The sequence below is a fragment of the Deltaproteobacteria bacterium genome (assembly GCA_009930495.1).
GTDB lineage: Bacteria > Desulfobacterota > Desulfovibrionia > Desulfovibrionales > Desulfomicrobiaceae > Desulfomicrobium.
The window spans coordinates 1-17,402 of the sequence record RZYB01000008.1 but is presented as its reverse complement, the minus strand read 5'-3'; the positions used below and the strand labels follow the sequence as shown (position 1 = coordinate 17,402).

The window sequence follows — 17,402 nt, the reverse complement described above, 5'->3', positions numbered from 1 at the left end:
GCTCAGTATTCGTGCTTCCAGGTTACGCCGCCGCCCTGGCGGGAGTCCGCGCCGATTTCTGTTTCAACGCTGATTCTCGGTGTCAGCTGGATTTCGACCTTGGTTTTGTCCTGCCCGGATACGCTGCGCTGGGTGCGGACATAGTAGGTGTCGCCCACATACCCTCCAAGGCCGACATTGGTGGCGTCGTCCTCGTCCTCGTCCTTGTCCACGGTTATCTCCTGCAAGCCCAGGCTCTTTTTTATCGCGCCGAAGAATTCCGGAGTCGCGCCGATGCCGGTCAGCTCGGCTGCGGCTCCTGCCAGCCGGACGGCTTGGAGCGGCGAAATCTGGTGCGAGGAACGACCAAAAAGAACCAGGGCCAGGATTTCGTCGGCGGGCAGGACCGGATTCGAGGACAGGCTGACGCGGAAGTTTTTGGCCGGTCCGTGCAGGTGGACCATGGCCGTGGTTTCCAGAACCCTGGTTTGACCGGTGACGTCCAAATAGGGGTTGGGCGGAGATGATCCGTCCAAGCTTAGCGAACCTTGGGTCAGATTGAAAATCCGGTCCAGAAACTCGAACCGGCCCCGGATCAAGCGCGCTGTTCCGGCGATGCGTGGCGCCACATGCGCGCCTTGAATCGAGATCGCGCCGGACCATTCGGAGTTCAGCCCCCGTCCCGTGACGAAAAAGCGCCCCGGTATGTTCAGTCCGATGTCCAGGTCCACGCCAAGGGCGCTTGGCGGGCGCGGCGGAGGCGTTTGGGTGGCCGGCGCGTTGATCCGGGTGACATCGATGTCGGGCAGGTTGGCCGGGGTGGAACGGGGCAGTCGGTATTCCGATGGATCAAGGGTCAGGTCGCCGCGAATCCGGGTTTGGGTTTTCTGGCCACGTATGTTCAGGATGCCGTCGATCGTGCTGTGCATGGAGTCCAGACGCAGAAGCCGGGCCTTGCGCAGTGAGATGGCGGCGGCATGGGTCCGGCTTTGGAGATCGATCGTGGCCTGGGTTTCGACGCGCCCGTCTTGGTCGTCGGCGCCGGTCAGGGCCAGCGTGATCGTGGAGTTGTCGGCCCGCGCCGATCCCTGGATACCGGTCAGCCGGGTCCCGGTGCGGTGGTTTTCATAGGTTGCGTTGGCGACCTGGGCCGAGCCCGTCAGGGTTGGCGCGCCCAGGCTGCCACCAATCCGGAAATGCAGATTGGCCTGACCGCTGGCGCTTTGGGCATCCAGGCGCAGCAACCGGGGGATAAGGGAGAGGTCGGGATTGGCCGCGATGGAACCCGTGATGGGCGTGCTCGGGGGCAGGTCCAGGGTTAACGGCTCCAGGGCGAGTTTCACGGGACAGGAAAAATCGCCCTTGGCACGCATGTCGATGCGCGGGGTCGTGATGGTTCCCGTGACCGAGAGCGTGTTGTTCCGCAGTCCCGCCGTGATGTTCGCGGCCAAAGGCGGCAGGTCGCTGTTTGTGTCGTCGACGCGAAGTTCGGTGACGTCCAGACGCAGGTCCAGTTCCGGTCGTGGGTCAGAACCGGCCAATTCCAGGCGCGCATCGAGCTGGCCGTGGGGCATGTCAGGAAAAATCAGGCTCAAGGCATCCAGATCCAGGCCATGGATGGCGACCGTGGCCGTGTTGCGTGCCGCCATCTGGCCCGAGGTTCGGATCGTGGCCGCTCCCCAGCCCAGCATGATTTCGTTCCAACCCAGTCGATTGGGGGCGGCGTCGATCCGCAGGGGCCGTGACAGATGGAGCTTTTGCCCCAGGATGTGGCCATGGAGATCGTGCACTTCGACGCGACGCGTCGACGCTGGAAATGTCACGTTGGCCGCCGTGCTGAATTTGGTGCGGCTTGCGTCGTGGTCCAGGGTCAGTTTGGCTGAAAGCCCTTGGGGCGTGCCCGTGATCGTGGCCGCGAAGTGGTCGGCGCGTGCGTTCCACGCGGTCAGGTCGCGGACCACGAGATTCAGGCGCGTGGCCTCGGGCCGATCGGGGCCGTGGATGCCGTCCAGATTCAGACTGCCAATCTTCAGACTGTCCCAGCTCAGGCGGGATGCCTGCCCCTGAAATCGGGCCATGGATCCGGATTTGTCCCGCGTCAGGTGCGCGGTTCCAGACAGCGATCCCCGGAGCTCCAGGCCCAGGGCGCGGCCCAGGGCGTCGAGGCGTTCGCTGTCCAGGATGACGGTTCCGGTTGGCAGGGTCGCCACTGGATCAACCGACCCCGAAAATCGGGCGTGCGTTCCGGGCAGGGACAGCGTGGCGTTTGCGACAACGAGCTGGTTGTTGACCCAATCGGCCCGGATTCGCGAATCAATCGCTTCCCCCCCGGCTTGAGCCTGGACGGTGAGATCGACATGGGGCCGCTCGGGCAGGCCCGTGATTTTACCCCAAAGTTTGGGTTTGGTCAGGACGATGTTGTCCTGGGAAAAATCACGAGCCCGGGCGGCTAGGTTGATGGCGAAGTCCGACGGCGTGCCGGTGACGTTTCCGTCAAGGCTTGGGCTTTGCAACTTTATTCCATGGGATTGAAGCTCCGGACGCGAGGCCTTGACGCGCGCGGAAAACAAACTGTCGCGGGGGTGAAATTCTCCGTGAAGCGTGACTGTGGTCGGAGCCGCGAGGCGGACGGGGTTGATTCGGATCAGATCCGGCGAGATGCTGATGGCCGCGTCGAGTTCTGGCTTGGGGCCGAGGAGAAGTCGCGCCACCTCGGGCAGACCGGTCAGATGCTCGGCCGAAGCCGTGATTCTTCCTGAGAAACAAGGGCCGTCGTTTTTCAGAACGCCGCTCACGCGGGTCTGAACCCGACCCCGCAGCGGTCCGGTTCCGGGAAGGGACAGATCGCGTAGTTTCAGATCCGAGTCCAGACGGACACGCTCGTCGATGCCGCCGGTCATGTCCAGATGCAGGCGGGAGGTGCTCAGGTTCAGGCCTTCCAGGCTGATGGCGGTGGCGTTGCCGGCCAAGGTGGCATTGGCCTTGATTGCCTCGTGATCCGGGCGTTGTTGCCAGAGCACGGCCGAGGCTTTGGTCCGCCAGGTTTTCAGGTTCGGGGTCAGGGCGCAGGTGGCGTTGAGATGTCCGGAAACGGGCCGGTCCTGGATGGCCCAATCCTCGATATGGGTCGTGGCCGTGAGGGTCACGTTCCGAGGGTCCAGGCGCAGGGTTGCGTTGGCCTCGGTTTTTCCCGTCCGCACGCCTTTGGGCATGAGCCAGGCCAGATCTGTGGCCGTGCCTTGGGTTTTCAATTCCAGGATGTTGTTTTCCCAGGTTGCGTTCGCGGACATGGTCATGGCCTGGTTTCGTAGCTCCAATTTGGACAGGTTTGCCCTTCCTTTGCGCCAGCGTGCGCGACCTGTCGTTTCGATGGTCGGCGGAAAATTCGGGGCATGGCGGAGCAGGCCTGCTCCGAGATCGAGGCGGACGTCCCATGTTGTATCCAGGGTGTCTGTCAGGGCGAGGGTGGCGTTGCCGGCCAGGTCGAACAAGCGGGATACCGAGGCCGAGATTTGGATCGGGCACGCATGGCGTGGGCCATGTCCCGCGACGCGCGCCGTGATGCCCTCTCCCTCGGAGAGGTCGAGCAGGGAGTGGAGCAGACCGCCTGGATTTTCCCGCAGTTCCAATGCGAGGTGGATCTCGGCGGAGGTCAATGTGGCCGCGAGGCTGGCGGCATCGGCTCGATCCTGGCGGGTGATGGTGGCGTGAACCGTGCTTTTGTCCGGGCCGAGGCGCATGCCGCCATGCACGGCCAAGCTCGCCTGTTGCCCGAAAACGTGTTGCCCCAGAAGAAGGCGTTCCACGCGGGCCTGCCGGATTTGGATCGACATCGGATCCGGGGGGCTGGCCGCCGTGGAACTGTTTGTACCGGGCAATCGTTCTAGGCGTATCTCCGCGACGCTGAAGCGGCGCAGGCTCGGTTTGCCGCGCAGCATTGGCCACAACTCCGGGACAAAGACGATGTTCCGGGCTTCCAGCCAGATTCCGGTTGCGTCGGAAATGGCCAGGTAACCCAGCCTTGGTCCGTCATTGAAATCCAGGTCGCGTGCTTCCACCCGCAGATCAGGGCCGGCGGCGAGGGCGCTGATTATCGAGAGCAGGGCGCGTCGGCCCATGTCGGTCGACAAGGTCAGCGTGACGAACAGCGACGCCAGGAGAAGCAGGGCCAAGCAGGACCACCCAATGATGCGCACGCCGCGTCGATTCGCCATCAGAATGCCTGCCCCAGGCTGACATAGACCTGGAAGGGCGCGTCGACTCCGTCGCGTCGATCCAGGGGCATGGCCACGTCCAACCGAATGGGGCCGATGGGCGTGTAATAGCGCAGACCCGTGCCCACGGCCCAGAAATAGTCCGCGAGACGACCAGGATTTCTGTCCGTGAAGGATCGACCTCCGTCACCAAAAAGCACGGCTCCGAAATCCTTGGCCATGCGCCAACGCAACTCGGCCGTGAGATCCACGCTGCTCAGCCCGCCTTCGGGTTCGTCGTCCTCGTCCAACTGTCCCGCGTATTGGTAGGCGTAACCCCGTACCGATCCACCGCCCCCGGCGTACAGCAGCAGGTCTTCGGGCACGCTTTCCCGGCCCGTTCCGGCCAGAACGCTGTAGCGCCCTCGGGTGGCCAGAATCAGTTTTCCGGGCGCCGCCAGTTCCAGGAAATGAGAGCCGCTGATGGACCACAGGATAAAGGAGGAGCTCCGGCCGCCAATGGCTTTGAACGGTTCGAGCCGCGAGGCGAGAGTGAAGCCCGAGGTCGGGTCCAGAGGGGTATCGACAGTGCTCAGGTCCGCCCCAAGGGGAATGGACACGAGGTTGAACTGGCGGGCACCGTCCTCGTCGACGTCGTCCCGGCGATAGGCGAGCCCCTGGCTCAGGCGGAATTTGGCAAAAGTCCTGGTCAGGATCGCGGACAAGGCCAGACGGCGCGAGGCATAGACGTCGGTGCGCTCGTGGTCCCAGGTCGCGGCCAGGCCCAGGCTTTGATCCGGATGCCACATGTCGGGCATGGTCAGCGAGGCGATGGTGGATTGCTGGTTTTCGGATATCTTGGCCTCGACGTCGAATTTCTGGCCACTCCCGAACAGGTTGCGGTGAGTCCAGCCCGCGCTGCCGCCCAGCCCCAGGTCCGAATAATGCCACAGACCCGTGCGCACGGCGTGGTGCGGCGCTTCCAGGACATGGACGAGCATGTCCACCCGTCCCGACTCGACCCGGTCCGTTTCCACGGTCACGGAGCGGAACAGGCCGGTGCGGATGAGGTCTTCGCGGGTGCGGTCGATCAGTCGTTGATCAAAGGGCCTGCCCGTTTGCCACGCCACCCGGCCGAGAACATGATCGCGTGTCACGCGCTCCAGCCCATCGAAAACAGTTTGCCCAAAGGCGGCCGCGGGGCCTGTGTCCATCGTGAAAACAACATTCACGGTGTTGGTGGCGTGGTCGGCGATCACCGATCGACGGGCCATGGACGGGGTGGGATACCCACGCCTGCGCGGTTCGTCGAGCAGCGCGGTTTCCACGTCCAGGATCAGGCCGGCGGCGTATTTGGTGCCGGGTTTCAGCATGTCCAGGATTTGTCGGGCCGGGCGTTGGAGTTCGGGGTTTGCCGGGAAGAATCGGACTTCGGATTGGCCCAGGACAAAGCGTGGTCCTGGATCGATGCGAAACCGGACAATGGGCGGAGATGCGTCCTGGTTCACATCTCCCGCGACGCGGGCCTTGAAATAGCCCAGGGCATCAAGCGCCCTGGTGAATGCCTTGAGGTCATTGCGCATGCGGGTGGCGAGCAGGCCCATGGTTTCGGGTGGCGTGCCGCGCAGGGTGACGCAGTCCGAAACCGAGGACAACGTCGTCGTCAGCTCGGCCGAAAGGCCGGAAAAATCGACTTGGTAGGAGTTTTCCTTGGCCAAGCTTCGTCCGGGCAGGGCGGAGAGGAGAAGCCAGAAAAAGATGAAGACCCGAACGATCAAGCCGGGCATGCGTGTGTCCTTGGTCGGTTGACTTAAACGGCCTGGAGCGGCCAGGTCCGGACAAAGGCGTCGACATCGAACTTGCGCCGCGCTCCCTGGTAGTTCATGTAGCGAACCTTGCCGAAAATCGGACGCTCGGTCCATCCCCTGTCGTGCACGCCGCCCAGCGACCAGGCGATACCGGTGTAACCATTGCTGTCCCGTCCATCGAGGCTATACCGATCGTTGAGGCGGATGGCCGTGGCCATGGCTTGAGCCGCGTCCTCGCTCCATTCCAGGATTTTTTTTGCCCAGTACATCCGCAGGTATCCGTGCATTTTGCCGGTGACGACCATTTGTCGCTGCGCCGCGTTCCAAAGTGGATCGTGGGTGTGGGAGAACTCAAACTCCTCGGGAGAATAGATGGCGGGGCGGGGGTCTCGTTCGTGGCGGCTCAAGGTTTCCTGGGCCCAGACCGGAAAACTGGTTACGCGGTCATGGTCCGGGGCATGGGCGCAGAAATTGTCGGCCAGTTCCCGCCGAATAATAAGTTCTTCGATAAAAGCATCCGCCTGTTCGTCCTGACGTGGCTGGGCCATGACTTCCAGGGCCACGCGCTGGGCCGACAGCATCCCAAAATGCAAATGGGCCGACAGGTTGGAGCAGACGTCCTGGTTGGGATCGTTGCGTTGGTCATAGTGGCGCAGCCGTTTGTCCAGAAATGTCCGGAGCAGATCGTGGCCGGCCTGTTCCCCTGGCGTGATCCAGGTCACGGGGCGGACGGTCGTGTCCATCTCGAGGGAGGCTTGCAGCGCGTCGATGTCGGGGATGCCGGGGGCGCCCGGCCATGTCAGGGGGTGGGGCTCGAAATCTGGAAACGGTTCCAGAAATTCCTGGAGATGGCGTTTGATTTTAGGGCGGATGGTCTTGGCCATGTACTCGCGTTTGTCCGAAGCGACCCAGCAGGGCACGATGTTGCGCGAATCCACTTCGTGCAGGGGAACGGGGCTGGCTTCCAGGAAGCGGGTCCGCCAGCCGTGCTTGGCCCGGAGTGGGTCGAAGTCCGTGACCACGAGCCCGACGCCGGCCTCGCGCGCGAAGCGGGCCACTTCCAGGCCGGGGTCGCCGGTCAGGACAAAGCACGCGATATTGGCATTGGCCAAGCGGGCGAGGGTTTCCCCGAGTCCGCGCAGCAGAAAGTCGAAATGGCGCAGGGTGGCGTCCAGGAAACGCGGCGCCAGGCAAAAGACCACGCCCACGGGGGCGTGCCTGGCCAGGGCTTGTTCGCGCGCATGGATCAGGGCCCAGTTGTCGCTGGCGCGCAGGTTGCGATGCATCCAGTAAAGCACTGGCCCCGGACGTTCTGGCCTGGATTCGGGGACTCGGTAACGGCGTGGGTTCATGAGGGGGCCTCCGCGCATGCATCAAGATGGTCGGGAACAAGTTTTCGCGCCAATCGCAGTTGGCCGCAGGCCGCGTGGACATCCGTCCCCAGATCGCGCCGGACGAATACGGTCTGCCCCAGATCGCGCAGACGGCGGGCAAAAGTATCGATCGCCAGTTGGGGCGGTTTTTGGAAGGATGTTCCTGGCGAGGGGTTGCATGGGATGAGATTGATCTTGGTCCGGAGACGGCCAAGCAGGGCATGGACGCGCGTGGCATGGTTCCCGGTGTCGTTGACGCCTGGGATCAGGATATACTCGATAAGAATGCGCTCCCGGCCTGGCAGGGGGTAGGATTCGAGAAGGGGAATCAGCGTTGTCAGGGGCCAGCGGCGCGTTCCGGGCATGAGTCGGTCGCGCAGTTCCTGGGTGGGCGCGTGCAGCGAAATGGCGGGCAGGGCCAGACGCTCCGAGGCCAGGGCACGCAGTCCATCCGGGATTCCCACCGTGGACACGATGATCTTGCGCCAGGAGAGATTGGGTCCATGGGGGGACGTCAGCAGGCGAAGGGCCGGCAGGAGATTGTCGAGATTGAGCAACGGTTCGCCCATGCCCATGAAGACAATTCGTTCGGGCCATGTCTGGGTGGCGGCATGCACGGCTTGAGCCGTGGACCGCGCCTGGGCGATTATTTCGGATGTGGTCAGGTTGCGGATATAGCCGGAGCGGCCCGTGTCGCAGAAGACACATCCGAGAGGGCATCCTACCTGCGTGGACAGGCAGAGCGTGTGGGTGGTCGGCATGGCCATGGCCACGCTTTCGATGGCATGGCCGTCGGCCAGTTCCAGTAAAAGCTTGGTGGTCCCGTCGGTGCTGGCGTGGCGATCGATGACTGGAAGTCTTGGGCTGGCGTTCTCGCTCCAGAAATGTCTTGGTCCGCAAGGAGCATTCGTGGCGTGCACGGGAAGGATGAGGTTCATTGGTGTTTTCTTGTTCAGTTCGTTTGGGCTGTCAATTCGGTCCAAGGCGGTCGTGCATGCCTTGGTCACAGTGGACCACGTTATCCTTTGGATTGCGTTATACCCTGTTTTTGATAATGACCCATGCATGTTTTATTCGGGGCCACGCCGGTTTGGTGTTTGATAAATACAAAAATATGGCGTAGGTGCTGCAATTATTTGGGCCGTGGCCTTCGGCCCCGACGACAGTCTCGGCACTTGCGCGGGAGGTTTGCTCCCCGTTTTTGCCTTGTGACATTCATTGCGATACCCCGGGGCAAAATTTTGTCCCGCCTTTGATTTTGTTTTTCATGATACGGAATGTTATGTGCTAAACTTGAAAAAATATGGATTGTATCATGGATACACATGTCGAAGTGTTTGTGCACAAAAAAAAGAAAGTTATTATTACGTGCCCAAATTGCAAGTTGGAAAAAGAAATAGACGTTGAAAGCATTCCAACGTCGGGCTATCGCCTTGTCGGCGCGACCTGCAAGCGATGCTCGCATGTCTTTAACGTGTCGTTCAACTTGCGGAAATATTACCGTAAACCGGGTCGCCTTTCTGGATTTCTTTTTTCATCTCGCGGCGCGCGGGAGCCGTTGGCCGCGATCACGGTCACCGATGTCTCCTTGGAGGGATTGGGGTTTTCTGGGAATGCGCCCATGGTTCATCCGGAAAATATTTTTATTATCAGATTTTTTCTGGATGATTCTTCCGACACCGAGGTGGAAAAGGAAATTATCATCGAATCGGTTCGGCGGGGGCGCTTCGGAGCCCGTTTTGCCGACACGAATGTTTTTGACACTGTTTTGAACAAATATATTCTCACCAAATAGTTTTATGCAGCATAGCAACAGGAGCAATGTCCATGGCAGAATTTGATGCACCGCGGTCGAGCGGCAGAGCGCTCAACATCCTGCTGTCGGTCTTGGCGGTGATTCTCATTGGGCTGGCCATCGGTCTTGCCTTGAAGCCCGAAGTGTTTTCCCTTGGAAAAAACCGAATTGTCGACGCGGTGTCCATTTCCCCGCAGGAGGCTGTCGTGGGCGGGGCCCAGTGGCGCGTGGTCAGTCAATGGCAGGGAAGTGGCGATTTTCAGGAAGAGGGAAGCTTTTATTTGGTGGAATTCAAGCCGATTCCTGGTTGGGAAGCTCCGGCGCCGGTAGTGCTCCGCAAGGGCGCGCCCGTGGCCCGGGTCGAGGGCGTGTATCGCGAAGTGGCATTTTCCGAGCAACGCCTTTTTTCCTTGGCCGGAGCCAGCACCATGGCGCACCGCCTTGTTCCGGAATTGGCGGAATTTTATCTGCGGCATATCGGCGCCAACGAGGTGCGCAAGGTTCCGGGCAAGGCCGCCGATGAGTTGACGCTGCAGGGTATTTTTTATTCCACCAAGGAAATCAAAACCATTGATATCTCGGGCAAGGGCACGCCGTCTGGTTTCGCTGATCTGGAGTCTGGTGCCTGTGATATCGCCATGTCCGTGCGCCGCGCTTCCGTGGCCACGGAAGGGGGATGGGCCGAAAGGCTCCTGACTCCTGATGCCGAATTCCCTGTGGCGATGGATGCCGTGGCCATCGTGGTCAATCCGAGTAATTCCGTGCAGGCCAAGGGGCTGAGCGTGGATCAGGTGCGGCAAATTTTTAGCGGGGAGGTCACCAACTGGAGTCAGCTTGGTGGAGAATCCTTGCCTATCAAGGGAATCGCGCTACGGGATTCATTCGGGACCAGAGCCTTTTTCGAGGACAAATTCATGGGTGGCCAGTCGTTGGCGTCCACTGTCCGGGAAGTGGAGGCGCATGCCCAGGTGGCGGATTTGGTGGCCCAGGATCCCCAGGCCATTGGTTTCTGTAGCTTGGCCTTTGTGCATCAGGCGCGCGAAGTGGCGATCAGGAGCGGATCCGATGGTGACCCCGTGTTGCCTTCTCCCCGGGCGATCAGGGACCGGACGTATCCCGCTTTCCGGGGCTTGTACCTGTATGCGCGGTCGGAATCCAAGAACGTCTATGCGCGGGACTTTGCCTTGGCGTGCGGCAGCCCGGCTGGGCAGGAAGTGGTGCATAGGTTCGGTTTTGTCGGGCTCAAGGATGAGGCGGAGGCTGATTCGTCCGGGTCCAAGACCGTTTCCGTGACCACTGGTGCGACCGAGGTGCCTCGGGATCAAAAAAACGCGACGTCCGCGCCCGAGGCTCCGGACACGAGCGCGGTCATCGAATCCGGCGCGGGGCGTGTTTTGAACGCCACGGCGCAGGCCGGTACGCTGGTCTTAAACGCCACGAGCCCTATTTATGAAATACCCGAAACGTTGCCGCATTTGATCCAGGTCGATGGCGAAACCGTCCCGGAAGCCACCCGGCGCAAGGTCTACGGCGCGTTTCGCGAGGCGGTTCTCGGCGCGGAACATCTGCCCCAGGTTTTTCATTTCGAGCTGGGCAGCAGCGCTCTGGACTCCCAGGCGCTCAAGGATCTGGATTTGGTCATGGAAACGATGCGGACACCGGAACGGATGGGGAAAAAGATGATCGTGGTCGGTTTTTCGGATTCATACGGCAGCTATCTGGGAAATCAGGATATTTCGCTCAAGCGGGCGGAAGTGCTGGCTGCGGCTGCCCGGGCCAGGGGTGCCGAAGTGGTCATGGTGCTTGGCGCGGGCGAGGAACTTCCCTTGGTGTCCAATGCCAAGAGAGCGGGCCGGGAGCAAAACCGGCGCGCTGAAATTTGGATCAAGTGATCGATATGGAGCTACAGATGACGGAACAGGGAAAGAGCACCATGCAGACTATTTTGGTGATCGATGATGACAAGCTCATGCGTCTTGCCTTGGCCAAAATTTTGATTTCAGCCGGGTACAATGTCGTGCAGGCCTCGGACGGGGACGAGGGGTTGAGCTACCATCGAACCCAAAATTTTGATCTGATCATCACGGATTTGATCATGCCGGACAAGGAAGGGATTCAGATCATCCGCGAGCTGCGCAAGGAAAACAACAAGATCCGGATCATCGCCATGTCGGCTGGTGGACGGGGGGGAGCCACGGATTACCTGAAGTGGGCCCGCCTCATGGGTGCCAAGAAGTGCTTGAGCAAGCCCATCAAGCGCGAGGATCTTCTCGCCGCGGTCACCGAGGTCCTTGCATTACCCTGACCCGCTCCTTGGAGTGCCTCCGTAAACCCTTTGTCTGTGCCGTGGTCGGCATTGTGCACGAGTAGGACATGGAAAGAAAAAAATCGTTCTTTAATTTGCTGCAGCTCAAGATCCACGTGGGTATCCAGTTTATCCTCGCGGCCTGTTTTTTCGCGTTGGGTTATTTTATCTACGTCACGCAGTTGAACTTTCTCATCACCGACATCCGCCAGCAGGGCTCCCAGCAGGCCGAAATGGTTGCCGAGGCCAGCGTCGCCCCGATTCAGCGCGAAAGCTATTATCTTTTGGAAGAGCTGGCCACGAGGGTCGAGTATTCACCGTTGGTGGCCTATTGCCAGATCGTGGACGCGGCGGGTTCGTCCTTGCTGCGGGGGCAGGTGCGGTCTGGACTGACTCGCGACGACTTGGCCAATGCCTTCAGCGTCGAGGACGTGACCGTGGTGACCAAGGATATCGCCTTCAACGGACAGAACCTGGGTCAGGTCCGCATGGGGATGTTCATCGACAAGGCGCGCAAGGAAGTGCAGACCAGCACCATTCAGTTGGTCGCCGCCTTTGCCGCCGTGCTCGGTGTCATCGCGTTGTTTTTGTACGTCTTTTTGAACCGCCTGCTTATTTTGCCCGTCGTCAACCTGTCGATGCTCACCGAAAGTCTGTCTCGCGGTGAGTTCGTGACCACCAACTTGGACCGGCGTAACGACGAACTGGGTGTCCTGGCCCAGGGCTTCAACAACATGAGCCGGAGTCTCAAGGAATTGTATAAGAATCTGGAAAAGAAGGTCGACGCCCGAACCGAGGACTTGAACAACGCCTATCATGAGTTGGAGGCTATTTTCGATAACTCCCTGGTGGGTATCGCGGTACTTTCCTCGGACCACCGCGTGATTCGAGCCAACAGTCGTTTTGCCAGTATTTTTGGATACGCGCCGGAAGAAATGCCGCAGGTCAGTCCTGAAAAGTTTCACATTTCCGGTCGCGATTTTGATCTCTTCGTGGAGAAATTTTACAATCGCTTACATGAAACAGAAATCGCCCAGCTGGAATATCAGTTTCGCAAGAAGAATGGAGCAGTTTTTTGGAGCCAGGTTTCGGCCAAGGCCATTGACCCCGAGGATATTGGCAAGGGCGTGATCTTTGTTTTGGAGGACATCTCCGAACGGAAAAAGGCCAGCGAATTGTTGCGTCAGCATGCCGAGGACTTGCGCGTCGCCAAGGAGGACGCGGACAAGGCCACCCGGTCCAAGAGTGAATTCCTGGCGCGCATGAGCCACGAAATACGAACTCCCATGAACGCCATTTTGGGCATGGCCGAGATGCTCCAGGAATCCGGGTTGAACGAGGAACAGGCTGAGTACGTGAAGACCTTCAGCTCGGCCGGCGAGCTGTTGCTGGGGATCATCAACGACATTCTCGATTTTTCCAAGATCGAGGTGGGGCAGATCAAGCTCGAATCCATTCCGTTCAATCTGAACGATCTTGTCAGCGACGTGAGCAAGCTGTTTGTCTACCGGGCCGAGGAGAAAGGCCTGGATTTGAACATGCACGTGGCTGGCGGCCTTGCCCAGCGTTATGTCGGCGACCCCACGCGTATCCGTCAGATTTTGATCAATCTGTTGGGGAACGCCATCAAGTTCACGAGTACCGGCGGCGTCAGTTTGCGCGTCGACGAGTCGGTCAACGAGGACGGCGCCCCGTGCTGTCTCTTCTCGGTCAAGGATACGGGTATCGGTATTGCCGAAGCCAAGACCCAGACTATCTTCGAGAGTTTTGCCCAGGCGGATTCCTCGACAACGCGTGAGTTTGGCGGAACCGGCCTTGGTCTGGCCATCTCCAAGAAGTTGGTGGAGCTCATGGGCGGGGAGATTTGGGTCGAGAGCTTCCCGGGCAAGGGAACGACATTTTTCTTCAAGCTGCCCCTGGTTCCCGATTTCCAGACCCAGGTCGAGGATGTCCGGCCCTCAATGCCCGCTGGCACCAAGTTGCTTGTCCTGGAAGATCATCCCGGCGCTCACGACAGCCTTTCGGCCCTGGTGCGCAGTTGGGGACTTGTTCCCATTTCCAAGAAAAATGTTGGCGAGGTGGTTGATATCTTGGGGCAGCACGCGGGTGATGCCGCCTTTCACGCGATTTTGATCGATTCCGAGGTTGACGGAGAACCGGGCATCAGCGCCGCCCACCTGCTTGTCGGCCAAGGCGGGGACGTGCCGCGCATGGTACTGGTCGTGAACACAGTCCAGGATCTGGCCGCGTTGCCGGACGCCGCGTCTTTTGGTCCGCTTTCCTATATATTGCGGGATGAGCGCAATGCGCACCTGCAAGGCATGGTGCTGGATATTGTCGGCGAGGCTCAGCGGCGACGCATAGTCGAGGGCGGCGGCAAGGGGTGGAAAGTGCTGCTGGTCGATGACGTCGAGGCCAACCGTCGGGTTGTGGAGTTGTTTCTCAAGTCCACCAATGTGACGCTGGTGCACGCCGAGAACGGCAAGGTCGCCTTGGAGAAATTCACGGAAGAGCCGTTCGACTTGGTTCTGATGGACATGGAAATGCCCGTCATGGATGGTCTGGAGTCCACGCGCCGCATTCGGTTGTGGGAAGAGGAGAAGCGCGAATATCGGACGCCGATCATCGCCTTGACGGCCCATGCCTTCCAGGAACATCGCCAGAAAACCATGGACGCCGGGTGCACGGAATTTTTGGCCAAGCCGATCAAAAAGCAGGCTCTGATCAGCGTGATCGACATGTTCGCGGGACAGAGGGAGCCCTTGACCAGTAAGGCCCAGCCGGTCGTGGCCCAGGAAGAGGTGCCCAGCCCCTCGGAAATTCAGGTCCCTCTCGATTTTACCGTTGAACTCGATTCGCCGGTTCAGATCGATCCTGAGTTGGAGGATTTGCGGCCGCTTTTTCTGCGCACGGTGCGTGATTTCCAGACGCAGATCGCCGATGCCCTGGCCGCAGGTGATTTCCCAACGATTCAGCGTTGCGGGCATAGCCTCAAGGGGTTGGGCAGTACATACGCGGTCGATGAAATCAGTCAGTCCGGTCGGATCATCGAAACCGCGGCCCGGGGTCGTCAGGTCGCGGTCATCTCCGAAGCCTTCAACCATTTGGCCGTGTTCATGAACACCGGCGAGACACCAAAGATCCAAACCGCCGGCGGAGAGGACGCCCATGCGGCGGATGATTTGGAAACAACGGGCAGCCGGCGTTACACGGTTCATGTGTCTCAAGAAATGTCCGAGCTTATCCCCTTCCTCATGGATGCCATGCAGAAGGATCTGGAGTTGATGAAAAAAGCGCTGGAGCAGAAGGATTTCACCACGGTCAGGCGCTTTGGTCACAGCCATAAAGGTTTTGGCAGCACCTACGGTTTTGACTTCATCAGCAGCGTGGGGTTGCGTATCCAGCGCGCGGCCGAAGGTCGTGACGAGGCCCAGCTTGTCAAGCTGTTTGGCGCCCTGGAAACCTATCTGGACCGGGTTGACATCATTTACGAGGCCAAGCCGGAACTCGACGATCAGCCTATCGAGGAGCCCGTGCCCGGAGCTGTCGCCGTTGATGCCGTTCAGGATCGGGCGGATAACCTGCTCGTGGAGGTGGACGCGGAACTGTACGAGTTGGTACCACTGTTCATGGATACCATGAAGACCAATGTCGAGGAGATGGAGTCGGCCCTGGCGTCCAAGGATTACGATACCATTTGTCGGCATGGCCATAGCCAGAAAGGCCTGGGGAGCACCTATGGGTTCGATTATCTCGGCCATGTCGGCTTTAAGATAGAGACGGCCGCAATGCAAAAGGAAGACCGCGAAATCAGGGCTCTGCTTGATGAAATGATAGCGTATCTTGGCAAGGTTCAGATCGTTCAACGGGAAGGCTGATATGTATATTCAAGATGTGGAATCCGTGGTGGATAAGTATGTCAGGCGCATTCCTATTTCCGTGCTGTTGATCGACGATGAGTTTTTGATCGGCGAGGCAATGCGTATCAAACTGGCCAGCGAGCACGATATAACCTTTCATTACTGCAAAGAGCCCGACAAGGCATTGGAAAAGGCTTTTAGCGCCCAGCCCACGGTGATTATGCTTGATCTGGTCATGCCCGGGGTAAATGGCTTGACCATGGTTAAGTTCTTCAAAAGCAGCGAGGATTTTCGGGATGTGCCGTTGATCGTGCTCTCTGCCCGCGAGGAACCAGAGCTGAAGAAAAAAGCCATTGCGCTTGGGGCTAATGACTACATGATCAAGCTTCCGGACAAGACCGAGCTCGTGGCCCGTATCCGTTGCCATTCCGAGCGGTATATCTTCAAGCAGCAGCGGGACGAGGCCATCATGAAGTTACGCGCCATGCCCAATCAGGACACAGGGGAAATTTCTTCGCCCTATCTGGATTAGGGCGGTGTCTCCGGCACGGGATCAATGCCTTGTATTGATCCCGTTTTTTTTTGTTTTGTTTGTGTTTGTTGGGGATGGCTCATGGGCAAGACACGGCTGATTTCGATCAATCATATCTACCAACAAGCCACGAGTTTCGAGGCAGCCTGGGAGCAATCCCTGCCTGAATTGCAGGCGTTGCTCGGAGCCGAGGAATTTCGGCTTTTCAAGCGCGATTCCAAAAAATCCGAGCTTTTTATTCACGTGCCTGTCGCAGGTCGACCACAAGAGCTCCGTCTGCCTTTTTCCATGGCCAGCGTGGCGGGGTACACGGCTTTATCCTGTACACCTCTTGTTTTGAATTCCCTGGAAACCAACGTGTTGGAACAGGTGCATCCTGATTTGGCCTATGACCTGCGGTGCGACAGGGCTGTCGGACTCGAAGCCCGAAACATGATTTCCATGCCCATCCAGCATGGGAGTTCGCTCATGGGCGTGCTTCAGGTTTTGAATAAAAAACAGGGCGATTTTAGCCGGGAAGACGAGGCTTTTTGTCGTTTGATCGTCAGCTTCATGGGGCGTCGACTGCACGAGGACAGTAATCTCCCCAAGGGGCCGTATGAAAATTTGATTTTTCGCGATCTGCTTGCACGAGAGCAATTGGAGCAGGCGGAGAATTTGGCGGCGAAGCGTCAGCAGCCGCTGTCGTGGATATTGCGGTCCGAGTTCGGCCTTGATCCCGATGACATCGGTCGGTCATTGGAGCTTTACTACCAAACTCCTTTTGTCCGTTTCCAGGGCGCGCCTATTCCAGAGCAGTCTCTCAAGGGCATCAATCGTCAGTATTTGCTCAATAATCTTTGGCTTCCATTGCAAATTTCCGACGCATTGGTCGTGGTTTTGGTTCCCGATCCCCACGACATGGACAGAATCGAGGAAATACGGCGGGTTTTAAATGCCAAGGCCTATGAATTTCGAGTAGCGCTGCCGGAGGAAATCCGCGCCTTTCTTGGAGATTTTAGTTTGGTGCCCAAGGATGCCCAAAATGGCGAGGCAACTGGAGCCGGGCATCATGCCGCTTTTGCCGAGAATGATGACGCCGAGGAAAATTTTGACGACAATGACGACCTGGGCGATACCCTGGCGGATTTGGAGAATGCGGCCGAGGAAAATTTGGAGCTTTCCCGAATCGAGGATGAGGATATCTCGCTTGAAAGTCGTCAACTGGCCGTGCAGTTCGTGAACAAGATCATCATGCACGCGCATAAAATCGGAGCATCGGATATCCATATCGAGCCTTCCAGAATAGGCCGCCCCGGCGTGGTGCGCATGCGTGTGGATGGGAGCTGCGAGCGGGTTTTGAACGTGCCGGAAAGCGTCATCAAGCCCGTTGTGTCTCGCATCAAGATTATGTCCAATCTCAATATTTCCGAAAAGCGTCTGCCCCAGGATGGCAAGGCCCGGGTCCGATTCAAGGGGCGGGAACTGGAGCTGCGCGTGGCCACCCTGCCCACGGTGCATGGTGAAAGCGCGGTGTTGCGCTTGCTCAGTTCCGGGAAAGCGCTGCCTTTTGACAAG

The 17,402-nt window shown here is 59.2% G+C and carries 10 protein-coding genes; 6 read left to right on the top strand and 4 right to left on the bottom strand.

Going from position 1 to position 17,402, the window contains the following annotated elements; translation table 11 throughout:
- Window positions 1-2: 2 nt before the first annotated feature.
- From EOL86_01815 to EOL86_01800, 4 genes are read right to left on the bottom strand one after another with little or no spacing between them, the layout of a single operon-like run.
- Window positions 3-4,193 carry a hypothetical protein gene (locus tag EOL86_01815; protein NCD24319.1) on the bottom strand — a complete coding sequence of 1,397 codons (4,191 nt, stop codon included), beginning with the start codon at window positions 4,191-4,193 and terminating at the stop codon, window positions 3-5.
- The gene (locus EOL86_01810) at window positions 4,193-6,094 is read right to left on the bottom strand and encodes a hypothetical protein (GenBank protein ID NCD24318.1); all 1,902 of its coding nucleotides are present in this window, start codon (window positions 6,092-6,094) and stop codon (window positions 4,193-4,195) included. Before EOL86_01810 ends, EOL86_01815 begins: the two co-directional genes overlap by 1 nt.
- Window positions 5,983-7,332 (bottom strand): deoxyribodipyrimidine photo-lyase, encoded by a 1,350-nt coding sequence (phrB, locus tag EOL86_01805; GenBank protein NCD24317.1) that lies wholly within the window; start codon window positions 7,330-7,332, stop codon window positions 5,983-5,985. The genes EOL86_01810 and phrB overlap by 112 nt, the downstream gene beginning before the upstream one ends.
- A complete protein-coding gene (locus EOL86_01800; protein ID NCD24316.1) occupies window positions 7,329-8,420 on the bottom strand; it encodes a radical SAM protein in 1,092 nt (363 codons plus the stop codon). Before EOL86_01800 ends, phrB begins: the two co-directional genes overlap by 4 nt.
- A gap of 248 nt (window positions 8,421-8,668) precedes the next feature.
- Here EOL86_01800 and EOL86_01795 point away from each other — a divergent pair, with 248 nt between their 5' ends.
- From EOL86_01795 to EOL86_01770, 6 genes are all read left to right on the top strand, one after another.
- The gene (locus EOL86_01795; protein NCD24315.1) at window positions 8,669-9,148 is read left to right on the top strand and encodes a hypothetical protein; all 480 of its coding nucleotides are present in this window, start codon (window positions 8,669-8,671) and stop codon (window positions 9,146-9,148) included.
- 26 nt (window positions 9,149-9,174) lie between these two features.
- A complete protein-coding gene (locus EOL86_01790; protein NCD24314.1) occupies window positions 9,175-11,040 on the top strand; it encodes a hypothetical protein in 1,866 nt (621 codons plus the stop codon).
- Window positions 11,041-11,045: 5 nt separating this feature from the next.
- Window positions 11,046-11,453: a response regulator gene (locus EOL86_01785; GenBank protein ID NCD24313.1), complete on the top strand. Its 408-nt coding sequence runs from the start codon at window positions 11,046-11,048 to the stop codon at window positions 11,451-11,453.
- Between the two features lie 68 nt (window positions 11,454-11,521).
- A complete protein-coding gene (locus tag EOL86_01780; GenBank protein NCD24312.1) occupies window positions 11,522-15,331 on the top strand; it encodes a response regulator in 3,810 nt (1,269 codons plus the stop codon).
- A gap of 1 nt (window position 15,332) precedes the next feature.
- Window positions 15,333-15,845, top strand: coding sequence for a response regulator (locus EOL86_01775; GenBank protein NCD24311.1), 513 nt, complete (start codon window positions 15,333-15,335; stop codon window positions 15,843-15,845).
- A 24-nt stretch (window positions 15,846-15,869) separates the two neighbouring features.
- On the top strand, window positions 15,870-17,402 hold a 1,533-nt coding region (locus EOL86_01770), incomplete at its 3' end, for a GAF domain-containing protein (GenBank protein ID NCD24310.1).